At 38.6% G+C, this 13,913-nt stretch carries 8 protein-coding genes; all 8 read left to right on the plus strand.

Going from position 1 to position 13,913, the window contains the following annotated elements; translation table 11 throughout:
• Nucleotides 1–30: 30 nt before the first annotated feature.
• The 8 genes from ACHCNF_RS01365 (at nucleotide 31) to ACHCNF_RS01400 (ending at nucleotide 13,851) form a co-directional block, all read left to right on the plus strand.
• Nucleotides 31–792, plus strand: a complete 762-nt coding sequence (locus ACHCNF_RS01365; protein ID WP_408071011.1) for a sigma-70 domain-containing protein — start codon at nucleotides 31–33, stop codon at nucleotides 790–792.
• 131 nt (nucleotides 793–923) lie between these two features.
• Nucleotides 924–1,334, plus strand: coding sequence for a hypothetical protein (locus tag ACHCNF_RS01370; RefSeq protein ID WP_408071012.1), 411 nt, complete (start codon nucleotides 924–926; stop codon nucleotides 1,332–1,334).
• A gap of 220 nt (nucleotides 1,335–1,554) precedes the next feature.
• The gene (gene recA, locus ACHCNF_RS01375; RefSeq protein WP_408071013.1) at nucleotides 1,555–2,625 is read left to right on the plus strand and encodes a recombinase RecA; all 1,071 of its coding nucleotides are present in this window, start codon (nucleotides 1,555–1,557) and stop codon (nucleotides 2,623–2,625) included.
• Between the two features lie 5 nt (nucleotides 2,626–2,630).
• On the plus strand, nucleotides 2,631–3,254 hold the full coding sequence (locus tag ACHCNF_RS01380) for a regulatory protein RecX (RefSeq protein WP_408071014.1): 624 nt from the start codon (nucleotides 2,631–2,633) through the stop codon (nucleotides 3,252–3,254).
• 102 nt (nucleotides 3,255–3,356) lie between these two features.
• Nucleotides 3,357–4,913, plus strand: a complete 1,557-nt coding sequence (gene rny / locus ACHCNF_RS01385; protein ID WP_408071015.1) for a ribonuclease Y — start codon at nucleotides 3,357–3,359, stop codon at nucleotides 4,911–4,913.
• 158 nt (nucleotides 4,914–5,071) lie between these two features.
• Complete coding sequence (locus tag ACHCNF_RS01390; RefSeq protein WP_408071016.1) at nucleotides 5,072–7,210, plus strand: HD domain-containing phosphohydrolase; 2,139 nt, start codon at nucleotides 5,072–5,074, stop codon at nucleotides 7,208–7,210.
• Nucleotides 7,211–7,217: 7 nt separating this feature from the next.
• Entirely contained in the window at nucleotides 7,218–11,456 is a 4,239-nt protein-coding gene (locus ACHCNF_RS01395; RefSeq protein WP_408071017.1) for a hybrid sensor histidine kinase/response regulator, read from the plus strand.
• Between the two features lie 13 nt (nucleotides 11,457–11,469).
• Nucleotides 11,470–13,851, plus strand: coding sequence for an HD-GYP domain-containing protein (locus ACHCNF_RS01400; RefSeq protein ID WP_408071018.1), 2,382 nt, complete (start codon nucleotides 11,470–11,472; stop codon nucleotides 13,849–13,851).
• The last annotated feature ends 62 nt before the right edge of the window (nucleotides 13,852–13,913 follow it).

The following is a 13,913-nucleotide window of genomic DNA, read 5'->3' on the forward strand; positions in this document are numbered from 1 at the left end:
AGTGTAAAAACATTTATCTAGGAGAAATATATGTCCAATCTTGAAAATAAAGAACAGGAATTTGCAAAACGATTGGGGGATCTTACCAAGCATGCCAGAAGGCAGGGCGGTACTGTGGCTGAGGAAGAGATAAGAGATACCTTTGATGATCTTGAACTTAGTGATTCCCAGTATGAACTTATATATGATTATTTGAAAAAGCATAATATCGGAATCGGAGAAGCTATTGATTCTTCGGAGTATCTCTCTAAAGAGGAGGCAGGTTATCTGGAAAACTACCTTGAAGAGATCAGCCTTTTACAGCCTGTTTCAGACGGAGAAAAGGAAGCTATTGCCATCTCGGCCATGGCAGGAGAAGCAGACGCTCAGAAGAGACTTGTAGAACTCAGTCTTTCCATGGTTACAGATGTGGCAAAATTGTATGCGGAGCAGGGTGTTTTGATTGAGGACCTTATCGGCGAAGGAAATATAGCCCTTATGAAGGCGGTTTCTGAGCTCTCTTCTCTGGAGAATCATAAGGAATGTGATGCTTATCTTGCTCAGCGTGTTATGGATGCCATGGAAAATCTGATTGAGGATGACGCTGCTGAAACCGCAAGAGTGCAGAAGGCTGTTCAGCTTGTTCAGGAGGTGGCTGATAAGGCAAAGGAACTTGCTGATGAACTTAGACGCAGCTGTACTGTTGAAGAACTCGCCGAGGAGACCGGATGGGATAAAGAAAAAATTCTCGAAGCAATAAAAGCCTGCGGCAATCAGATTGAAGACTTGGATTATAAACCTGAGAAAAAATGATAATTTGAGAAAAGATATTTATTTAGATAATTGTTGTGGGAAACAATCCAAACAGTAATATAATGAGGTATATTTATAGGACACCTGATCTGATAATATATCTTCAGAGCGAAACGTAAGGGGACAGGCGCTTGTATAACATTGTAAATGAAGACGATTTTAAGTACACAATGCAGGATGTTTCAAGGTATTACCTTGGAGCACGACTCAGCTATAATGAGATTCTGGCTGATGAGATGGCGCCTTTTAAGTTTAAGACTATTGTGGAGAGATATATTGTTAGAAATATAGACGAATCCACAACCCTGGAAAGTCATCTTTATCATCTGACACAGGAGGATCCTGAGTGGCGTGTCTACAAACAGCTCAAGGCCAAGGTAAGAGTAAGTCAGTTGAGAAAGGGGTCTGAAGATCATTATCAGGAGAAAGTGTATACCATGAATCAGCTTTCTGCATTTTCTCTGCAAGAAAAAGAAAATGCAGGTATGATAATCAGAGAACTGATTATTTCCAAGCTAGCGCTTCTTGCATTTTCAGTATGATTTTTACGTAGTATTCTGTTCTAAGACTATTCTGAGATTGAAAGACTTGACTTTTCAGCCGGTAATGTGTAATATACGAAGGTCTTATTTCCGGCGTATCGCCAGATTTTTCCTTTTTTTATTTTTTGTAAATCGGGATTTTTTTATTGACACAAACGAACATTTGTTTTATTATTATCACAGAACGCTTGTTCTGTAAAGAAAAGGAGAGAGAAATAGTATGGAAAGAGAAGATAAGCAGAAAGCATTAGAAGCAGCACTCGGTCAGATTGAGAAGCAGTTTGGTAAGGGTGCGGTTATGAAGCTTGGAGATCCTGCAGCACAGATGAGTGTTGAAACTACACCTACAGGTTCACTTAGTCTTGATATAGCACTTGGCCTTGGAGGAATTCCTAAGGGAAGAATAGTTGAGATTTATGGTCCCGAGTCAAGTGGTAAGACTACTGTTACACTTCATATGATCGCTGAAGTCCAGAAGAGAGGCGGAATTGCAGGTTTTATTGATGCTGAGCATGCTCTTGATCCGGTATATGCTAAGAATATAGGAGTTGATGTCGATAATCTATATATTTCACAGCCTGATTCAGGTGAACAGGCTCTTGAGATTTGTGAGACAATGGTTCGCTCCGGCGCTATAGATATTGTTGTAGTTGACTCTGTCGCAGCTCTTGTACCCAAGGCTGAAATTGATGGTGATATGGGCGATTCACATGTGGGCTTACAGGCAAGACTTATGTCTCAGGCTCTCAGAAAGCTTACAGCAGTTATCAGCAAGTCTAATTGTACTGTAATCTTCATTAACCAGCTTCGTGAGAAGGTTGGCGTTATGTTTGGCAATCCTGAGACCACAACCGGTGGACGTGCCCTTAAATTCTATTCTTCAGTACGTATGGATGTCAGAAGAATAGAGACTCTTAAACAGAGTGGTGAGTCCATAGGTAACAGAACAAGAGTTAAGATCGTAAAGAATAAGATTGCTCCTCCGTTTAAGGAAGCTGAGTTTGATATCATGTACGGCAAGGGTATTTCTTACACAGGAGATGTACTTGATCTTGCAGCTGCAGTTGATATCGTTAATAAGAGTGGCGCATGGTACCAGTACGGAAGTGACAAGATCGGTCAGGGTCGTGAGAATGCCAAGACATATCTTGAAGAGCATCCTGATATCCTTAATGAAATCGCTGCTAAAGTTCGCGCTCACTACGGCCTTCAGGGCGATAGTGATGTTCAGGAAGAGGCAGCTCCTGCTACAGCTAAGAAATCAAAAGCATCAAAAACCGAAGAGGCTTAAATATCATGACTGTTACGGATATAGTACCGTTCGACAATAAGAGATCCAAAATATATATTGACGGTGAATTCGCTTTTATCCTGTACAGAGGTGAGATTAGAGATTATAAATTAAGGACAGGCGAGGAGATTTCTTCGCCTGTTTTTGATGAAATCGCTAATGAGGTTATTCCGAAGAGAGCAAAAAAAAGGGCCATGAACCTTCTTCAAAAAAGAGACTATACCGAGTATAAACTCAGGGAAAAGATGAAAGAGGGGTGCTACACTGAGGCTGTTATAAACGATACGGTGGAATATCTTAAATCCTACAGGTACCTGGATGATGAGAGATATGCAGACGAATATATACGTTATCATCAGGAGCTTAGGAGCAAAAATAGGATAAGACAGGATCTTTTACAAAAGGGAATTGATTCAGAGCTGATAGATAATCTTATGAGCAGCGCGTATGAAGATAATGAACAGGATCCCGAGCTTTCACTATGTATAAACCTTCTTAAGAAAAAGCATTATGATAAAGACAACATGAGCTATGAGGAAAAGCAGAAAATAATGGCTTTTTTATATCGAAAAGGCTTTGGCAATAGTGTCATCAACAGAGCGATGTCTCTTGACACAAGCGGCATCTGAGCGTAAACTGAATATGTTGTTATATTGTATGAAATAGAGATATTTTATATCATTTTATACAAAATATCGTACAATGAAAATTAAATAAGGAGGTGCTCCTGTATGCTACCAGTTATAATAGCAATAGCAGCAACTCTTGTCGTTTCGATACCAGCAACCGTATTCGTTATGAGCTCACGTCAAAAGAAAATTGATGCTGAGAATGAGGGGAAGATCGGTACAGCTGAGGAAAGGGCAAGAAAAATCATCGACGATGCTGTAAGAGCTGCCGATGAATCGAAGCGCGAAAAACTCCTGGAAGTAAAAGAAGAATCACTGAAGGCAAGAAACGAACTTGAAAAAGAAGTGAGGGATAGGAGAGCTGAGGTTCAACGTTCAGAACGCAGAGTTCAGCAGAAAGAAGAGAACGTCGAAAAGAGATCAGAAGCAATTGAGAAGAAAGAGGCCGGTTTAAATGCTCGTGAAGATGCATTGAACAAAAAAACGCAAGAGGTTGCAAGGCTTGATGAGCAAAGGAGACAGGAACTTGAGAAAATCTCAGGCTTAACCTCCGAGCAGGCAAAAGAGTATCTTTTGAAGATTGTTGAAGATGACGTCAAGCATGAATCAGCTGTCATGATCAAAAACATGGAAGCAGAGGCTAAGGAAGAAGCAGATAAGCGTGCCAAGGAGATAGTTGTAAATGCTATTCAGAGATGTGCTGCAGATCATGTTTCAGAAACTACAATTTCTGTAGTTCAGCTTCCCAATGATGAGATGAAGGGTAGAATCATCGGACGTGAAGGTAGAAACATCAGAACTCTTGAGACAATGACAGGTGTTGATTTGATAATTGATGATACACCGGAGGCAGTTGTTATTTCAGGTTTTGATCCTATCAGAAGAGAAGTAGCCCGTATAGCTTTAGAGAAGTTGATAGTTGATGGCCGTATCCATCCTGCCAGAATCGAAGAGATGGTTGAAAAGGCTCAGAAGGAAGTTGCCAATAAGATTAAGGAGGAAGGTGAGAACGCTGCACTTGAAGCAGGTGTTCATGGACTTCATCCTGAAATTATCAAACTTCTTGGCCGTATGCGTTTCCGTACAAGTTATGGACAGAATGCACTTAAACATTCCGTTGAAGTTTCACAGCTTTGTGGGCTTATGGCTTCAGAACTTGAACTTGATGTTCGCATAGCTAAGAGAGCAGGTCTTTTACATGATATCGGTAAAGCTGTCGATCATGAAATGGAAGGCTCACATATTTCACTTGGTGTTGATATATGTAAGAAGTATAAAGAAACTCCGACAGTCATCAATGCAGTTGAGGCCCATCATGGTGATGTAGAACCTCAGTCACTCATAGCTGTTATAGTACAGGCTGCAGATACTATTTCCGCAGCAAGACCGGGTGCCAGAAGAGAGACACTTGAGACTTATACCAGCAGATTGAAGGAGCTTGAAGAGATCACTAATAGCTTCAAGGGCGTTGATCATTCTTTTGCTATTCAGGCCGGAAGAGAAGTCAGAGTAATGGTTGTTCCTGAACAGGTTAGCGACTCCGATATGGTATTGATGGCAAGAGACATTGCCAAGAAGATTGAGAACGAGATGGAATATCCCGGACAGATCAAAGTTAATATCATTCGTGAGAGTAGAGCAACTGATTACGCTAAGTAATTTTCTACAAAATGAAAAATTAAACCGACATACATATTTGCTGTATGTCGGTTTTTTTATATATTTATACAAATTTTTAATTGTTTTAATGGAAAATAAACGGAATATAGATGATAATGTTACTAGTTATGATTTCATTTCGGATGTATGGATGAACTATGAAAAAAGTTGATAAATATAAAGTTTATACTTTTATATGTATAATTATATGCTCATCAGTTAATGTTACATGTTCTTATTTAGCTAAAGCATTTAATATACCTCTGTATCTTGATACCATGGGGACTATTTTGATAGCGCTCGTTGGTGGATATTTTCCTGGTATTATTACTGCTGTAGCCACAAACCTTATATGTAGCATTAATTCCGCTGACTCAGTTTATTATACCGTTATAAGCGTTATTATCGCACTTATTTCTGCCAGCTTTTCTAAGAACGAACGCTATAAGAAAAAAACAAATATTGCCTGGTTTATTCTTGAAATAACACTGATTGCAGGATTCTTAGGTGTTGTTTTTCAAATACTGCTTCTCGGTAAACCTCAATTTGAATATGTTGCGGATACAGCACGGCTTATGGCTGATGGCGAAAATACTTTATACTATGTCTTTGCTTTCTTTTTGATCCTGGTTATAAACTTTATCGACAAAGGCATTTCAGTCATCATAGCGCTTGCTGTTTATAATGCTGTTCCCAAGTATTTAAAAGATGGGATCTGGAATAGCAGCTGGAAACAGAATCCTCTTTCGAAAAGTGAATCAGCCACAATCAATTCATTTAATAAAAATGTAAATAATTCTTTCCGCATCAAAATCACAGGGATGCTTATTTCCATTACATTTGTTTTAACTATTACATACAGCATTTTGAATATCAGGATTATCTACAATACATCCCTTGAAGAAGGTAAAAACCTTGTTCTGGACACTACTGATTTTGTCGTTAATTCGATAAATACTTCTAATTTTTCTAAGTATTTGGAGGATAATGAAGAGGTAAGAAAATATAATGATGAGGAATACAACCGCATAAATGATTTTTTGCTCAAGATAAAAAAATCTTTTCCTGATCTCGCATATTTATACATTTATAAAATTACAGAGGATGCATGTTATGCTGTTTTTGATACGGACGAAAATTTTCAACAAGAGGGATATGTAGGAGAAAGAGAAGAATATGATGGTGCATTCCTAAAGTACAAGGATAAACTTCTTAAAGGCGAAAAAATAGGCGTAATAAATGTTGATAGCGTATATGGCAATTTCGTAACCGCATATGAGCCGCTTTACGATGAGGACGGTAATACGACTACATACTATGTTGGAGCGGATATTTATATAGAGAACTATGTAAATTATGTAAGAGATTATTTAGTTAAAATTATTCTGATTTTTTCAGGTTTTTTCATCCTTGTTTTAGCATTTGGTTTTTATTTCACTGCTTATAATTTCGTATATCCTATAGGAAGCCTGGAGAAGTCCATGGACTCTATCATGAAATCCATGGATGATCAGGACCAGCTTGAGAAAAACGTTAAAAAGTTACAAAAGCTTGATATAAGAACAAATGATGAAATTGAAAAACTATACAGAGCGCTTTGCAATATGACCACTCTGACGACAGAACAGATGAGAAATGCATTGTCGTTGACAAATTCAAACAAGAAAATGCAGTCAGGTCTGATCATTACTATTGCTGATATTATGGCCGGACGTGGCCTTGATTCCAAGACACATTATCAAAGAGTTAATGCTTATGTACGAATGATGTTAAATGAGCTTAAGCGTAGAGGATATTATGCTGAAAAGCTAAGTGATAAGTATATGTATGACGTAGAAACATCTGCGCCTTTATATGATATTGGAAAGATAAACATTCCTGAGGCAATTCTGAAAAAGCGAGGAAAGCTTACAGATGAAGAGGCTGAAATACTTAAAGGACATACTGAAGCAGGAAGGAAAATACTTGAAAATGCTATTAGTACTGTGGAGGGTGAAAATTACCTCAAGGAAGCGAGGAATATGGCTACCTATCATCATGAGAGATGGGACGGACTCGGATATCCTGAGGGATTGCATGGAGAGGTTATACCTCTTTCAGCGAGAATAATGGCGGTAATCGATCATTTTGAGGATCTTACCACTTCTTATGACGACATGGAGCCGATTTCGATAGAGCGCGCAATGGAATTACTTAAAAATGATGCAGGAACCAAATTTGATCCAAAATGCGTTGAAGTATTTACTGAAGCCGAAGCAAAGGTGAAAAAGATTTTTGGAAAATTCCAGGAGCCTTAGACATATTATGAGGATGTGGAGATGGGTTAAAAAATCTATATTGACCATATTTCTGGCTGCTACTTTTGGCAGCTGTCCTTTCTATGCCTATGCAGCTGAGAATATTGATTTTTCGAGGCATGAGAGCTTCACATCCCTGGGTGGAGGTTATGCTGCAACTGATCAGATATCAGGCGCAAGATATATGGCTGTTCTGTATGATGTATCAAATGGATTGCCCTCATCTGAAGCTTATTGTGTATTTGGCTCGAGTGACGGATATGTATGGATTGGTGGGAACAGCGGTGTTGTAAAATATGACGGCAAAAACTTTGATAAACTCCCTGTTTCACTTGGCTTTACTGGGGCAAGAGTATTTTTTGAGGATAGTAAAGGAAGAATATGGGTAGGAACTGATGACAACGGCGTTGTTGTTATAGATGGATACACCTATATTCATTTTACGAAGGATGATGGCTTAAAGTCTTCCTCCATCAGGGCGTTTGCAGAGGATAGTAATGGCAATATTTATATCGGCTCAACTGATGGACTAGGCTATCTCGATAAAAAATTCAGATATCACAACATTGATGACAGCAGAATAAATGGACAGAGAATTCTTAAGCTTGAAGCGGATTCCGAAGGGCATATATACGGACATACCAAGGATGGGTGTGTTTTCCTGCTTGGAGAAAACGGTATTTCAAGATTATTTACCAGTAAAGAGCTCGGAACAGGGAAAATAACAACTATTCTTGTAGATCCTAAGGAAACCGGGAAGATTTACTACGGCACAGACCAGAATTATTTATATTATGGCAATTTTGGTGAGGGTGCCATTGATATGAAAAAAATAGTAGTTGCACCAATCAAAAATATTCACTGGATGTCCTACAATTTTGACAGAGTTTTGATTTCTTCTGAGTCAAAATTGGGCTATCTGGATGAAAAAAATCATCTGACAGTACTGGATAATCTCTCTGATATTACAGGTATGGAGATGATGACTTCTGATTATCAGGGGAATCTATGGGTTGCGTCTTCTAAATATGGTGCAATAAAACTCGTATTCAATAATTTCCTTAACTATACAAAAGCATGCAAAATTCCGGATCAGCTGATAAATGCATTGTGTATTCACAAAGGCGGCTTATATATAGGTACAGATAATGGCCTCTTACTTATCGGCGCAAATCAGATAAGTATGAGGAATGACATAGTTTACCACATAGGACAAAGCCGGGTTCGCTGCCTGATGGAAGACAGTAAGGGTAATTTGTGGATTTCAACCTTTTCGGATATCAGGGGACTTGTTTGTGCCGGCAGTGATGGCACAATTACAGATTTCACAACCAAGGCCGGAATGCCTGATAATGAGATTAGATGTACCTATGAGCTTAGTGATGGAACTGTTGTTGCAGCAACCAATGGTGGGATAGCTTACATAAAGGACGGTAAAGTTGTTAAAACTATCGGCCAGGAGCAGGGCATGAAGAATGGTGTGATCATTACGCTCTGCGAAGGAGATGATGGGAAGATATATGCGGGATCAGACGGCGATGGCATATATGTGATCGATGGGGAATCCATATCAAAAATTGATACGGATACTGACAGCAATCTGACAAGTGATGTTATTAAAAGAATTAAGAAGGATGAAGAGGAAGACATTTACTACATTACGACTTCCAATTCCATCATGTACATGAAGGATGGAGTATTAAAAAATGTTACTACTTTTCCTGATAATAACAACTACGAAGTATTCAACGATTCAATAGGTAATCTCCAGATTACGTCTGCACAGGGATTGTACGTAGTCAGTAAGAAAGACTTTTTGAATGATAATATTAAAGAATACCGGTTGTTTACGCTTTCCAACGGACTCACAAGCATTCCTATTGCAAATGGACGAAGCTGTTTTGATGATAAAAAACTGTATATAGCAGGGCAGACCGGTGTATGCAAGGTTGACGTGGGAGCTTTTATTGATGAGATGCCTGATATAAAGACCTGTCCGGCTGCAGTATTATGTGATGGTGAATCTGTTTTACCTGACGAAACCGGAACATATGTCATTCCTGCAAACTGTAATCGTCTAAGTATCCTTGCTTCGATTCTTGATTATACGTTCTCAAATCCGACTGTGCATGTCTACCTTGATGATGCGGGAGACGAAGGAATAACCGCTCAGAAGGATAAACTTACCGCGCTGGAATACACAGGACTAAATTACGGAGATTACACTCTTCATATCCAGGTACTGAACAGAGTTAATGGCAGTGTTTTGTCTGATTCTCAATATAACATTCGAAAAGAACCCAGATTGGCGGAGCTTAGCTTTTTTAGAGCTATAGTTGTGGCCATTCTTATTGCGCTATCTGGGCTTATAGTATGGCGTGTGATGAAGGGGACTATCATCAGAAAACAATATATTGAAATTCAGGATGCAAGGGATGAAGCTGAACGAGCCAATATGGCGAAATCGCGCTTTTTGGCAAACATGTCGCATGAGATAAGGACACCTATAAACACTATCCTTGGAATGGATGAGATGATCCTGCGTGAGAATGCAACAGGAGTTCCCAAGGGGTATTTTTTGTCTATCATAAACTATGCGGCCGATATCAAGTATGCGACTGAATCTCTTCTTGGTCTTATAAATGATGTTCTTGATATATCAAAAATTGAATCAGGTAAAATGCATCTGGTAGAGCAGGAATATGATGTTAAAGACATGCTCCGTGCCGTTATAACTATGATAAGGGTTAGAAGCGATGCAAAAAATCTCTACTTTGATGTTGAAATTGACCGGAATATCCCACAGAGACTATATGGTGATGATGTAAAAATAAAACAAATAATCCTTAATCTGCTGACCAATGCTGTTAAGTATACTGATGAGGGAGGTTTTACACTTAAAGCTACAATAGAAAACTTAAATGATCTTTCCTGTGCACTTAGAATATCTGTAAAAGATACAGGTATAGGAGTTAAAACAGAGGATCTTGATAAGCTGTTCACAGCATATGAAAGACTTGATGAGGAAAAGAATAGTGCTATTCAGGGAACAGGACTTGGTCTTGATATATCACGTCAGTTTGCTGAGCTTATGAATGGTAATCTTTGGTGTGAGAGTGTTTATGGTGAGGGAAGTGAATTTATATTTACACTTTCGCAAAAAGTAATAGACAAAACACCTATAGGAAGATTTACAGAGGAGGATGACAATGCGGCGATAGGACCATATGTCCCGCAGTTTATAGCACCAGATGCAGATATACTTGTTGTGGATGACAATCCTATGAACCTTGCCGTTATTAAGGGATTATTGAAGCCTACAAAGGTATTTGTTACCACAGCTCAGAGCGGCGAAGAATGCCTTGAGAAACTTAAAACAGGAAGCTTTAATGTGGTCCTGCTTGACCATATGATGCCGGGAATGGACGGGATAGAAACCTTGGCTGAGATCCGTGAGGATTATCCGGATTTACCGGTATATGCTCTTACAGCTAATAGTACAGCCGGAGATGATTTCTATAAATCTAAGGGATTTAACGGCTATCTGTCAAAACCTATAGATTCAGTACAGGTTGAACGCGCTATAATGAGTCATTTACCTGAAAACATTCTTATGAAGCCAGCTGTAACAGATGCGGTTGTAGAGAAAACCGAGATAAGTGAGGATATGAAGTGGCTCTATAATATCGACGGAATCTCTGTTGAGGAAGGTGTTAAGAATTCCGGAGGAGCCTTAGCCTATATTTCTTCCATAGAGCTTTTCTATGACACTATTGAGTCTAATGCTGAAACTATAGAAAAAGCTTATAAAGATGGCGATATCAGACTTTATACGGTTAAGGTTCATTCACTTAAATCATCCGCAAGAATAATAGGAGCGATGAAGCTCTCTAACGATTGTCAGCTTCTTGAAGATGCGGGAAATAAGAAAAATCTGGAGTACATCGGGGCTCATACGGATGAGATGCTATTTGAATACAGAGCATTTCTTCTTAGTCTTGCTGATATCAAGAAAGAAGAAAACTCTGCTGATGACAATAAACCGGAAATAACGGATGCTGAGCTGTCAGATGCCTATGAAGCTCTAAAGGAACTTATTCCGCAGATGGATTATGACGGAGTTGAAATGATTCTTGGAGAGTTAAAGGGCTATAAGCTTTCGAAGGATGATCATGATAAGGTGGCAGCTCTGACAAAAAATCTCAAAGTATTTAACTGGGATGAAATGGAAGAAATATTAGGATAACAAGGAGAAGGGGATGTTTGATTTTCTTCGAAACCATCAAGTAGATATGATGATCGGGTTGTCCAGCATCTGTGCCATAATTGCGCTTTTTACTGCTATATCCAAGACTATGTCAAAAAGCAGAAAAATTGCGCTTCTTATGATGCAGATTAGCTCGGCAATATGGCTTACTGCTGACAGAATAGCATATATTTATCATGGAGTCCCGGGGATAGAAGGATATTGGGCGGTTAAAATCAGTAATTTCCTTGTTTTTACTTTTATAAATGTTGTCCTTTTATCGGTAAGTTTGTACATTGGGGATGTTATATCCGATGAAGGCAGCATGGATCATACACCCACGGCATTGAGGATAGCAGAAGCACTCTCTGTGATTGCAATATGCCTTGTTGTGCTATCACAATTTACAGGTTTGTATTATACATTTGATGAGAATAATGCTTATCATAGATCCAGGTTTTACACTGTGAGCTATGTTTTTCCGTATCTTGTTCTGATGCTACAGCTTGTGGTGATGTTCAAGTACAGAAAGAGATTCAGAAAGATAATTGCAACATCTGTAATTCTGTTTGATGCTGTCAGCCTTTTAGCATCACTTATTCAGCTGATTGCATATGGAATCTCGCTTATGGATATGGCCGCTGTTGCGATGGTCATCGGCCTTTATATTTTTGCACTTATTGATATGAATGAGCGTGTGGCACAGGCAAATGAGATAGTTGTTAATCAGCTGAAAAATGAACAGCAGAGTATGAAAAACCTGTTTGAACAGACTGTGACATCGCTTGTAGAAGCTATAGATGCGAAAGATAATAATACATGTAATCATTCAGTAAGGGTTGCTGAATATGCCAAAGAAATAGCCCGATTATCCGGTATGGATGAAAAAAAGTGTAATGATGTCTATTACGCTGCTTTGGTCCATGACGTCGGCAAAATTGGTATAAAAGATGAAGTTGTACAAAAGGATATGGGGCTTTCCAAGGAAGAGGATGAGATAATGAAAGAACATACACGAATAGGGGACAAGATTCTTTCAACAATATCTGAATTTCCTTTTTTGAGCATTGGCGCGAAATTTCATCATGAAAGATATGATGGAAAAGGCTATCCAAGTGGACTGGTGTCTGATGAAATACCTGATATTGCAAGAGTAATAGCTGTTGCTGACAGATATGATGAGCTTACGTCCAACATGAGCTATCGTGAGCCACTCCCTCAAAGTACTGTAAGAGAAGAAATACTTAAAGACTCAGGAAACAGTCTTGATCCGAAGTATGCGGAAATCATGGTTAATATGATTGACAAAGACACCTCTTATCTTATGAGAGAGGAGGATGATGACGGTAATAGTATTGATCATTATGATCTTACTAAGATTAAAAGCATGCATTTCGAAGAGTATAAGGATAATATTACGGATGGCGTTCATATAACAGATCATATGACCAAGATATCTTTTAACATAAAATCAGATACCGGTTTTGATGAAAAAATATCAATGCCTTCGATTATTCTGTTTGATTCGTTTGATAGCTGCGTTCACAAGGATGACAGAAATATCAGAATTCTTAATTATCTTGAATATGCTGAAATCTGGCTTGACGGAAAAACAATAAGTACGGCAGCCAGGAATATAAAAACGGATATAACTGATGCAGGTGCTGCATCGCAGATCTGCGAGATAGAAGCTGTAAGAGTTAAGGATCACGTTCGGATCAGGATAAGAAATGCTGATAAGAAGGTTGATGTGATAGTAGCGCTTCAGGATGCTGTACGGTATGCATATATAGGCATCACGGGTGAACATTGCACAATCTTCAATGTAAAAGTGGAGGTTAATGACGAAACAGTTGATGATAACTATATTCCCAGGATAGCAGAGGAGAAAAACTATATAAATCAACTGGAAGGTGATATCCCTAATGTGCAGATAAACGGATACAGAGCCTCTGCGTCAAAGGCGATTCCGGTACACGATGGAATGAAGCTTAGATTTTACACAAGAAGTCTTCCTACAGCAAATCTTATCTGGCATTGTGCTTATATTTTGTTGTTTTCTGCTGATGACGAAAAGCAGGATGGAGTAAATTATAAGGAATATGCATGTATACGAATTGACGGAGAGGATGCAACCAAAGAGAAGATTGCGGAAAATGAACTTGAAGTTTATAAGGATGATGAATTTTGCGGATGGGATAACTGGAAAGCAAAGAATAAAAAAGGGTTTGAATGTGAGGTTTTGTTTGGAAGAAAGAAAAACCGGATTATCATGTCTACAAAAAATGCAGGGATATCAGTCAAGTGCACAACAATAATTCCTCCTGAAGATAAAAATGTGCTTTTGGCACTTACGGGAGATCAGTGTACACTCACTAATATTTTAGTATTTTAAGAATATTTATAGACCTTTGCCAAAAGAATATATATAATCAATTAAGTAGTATAAAATTCAAA

Source organism: Butyrivibrio sp. NATIVEDY162, assembly GCF_045999815.1.
In the GTDB taxonomy this organism is placed as follows: Bacteria; Bacillota; Clostridia; order Lachnospirales; family Lachnospiraceae; genus Butyrivibrio.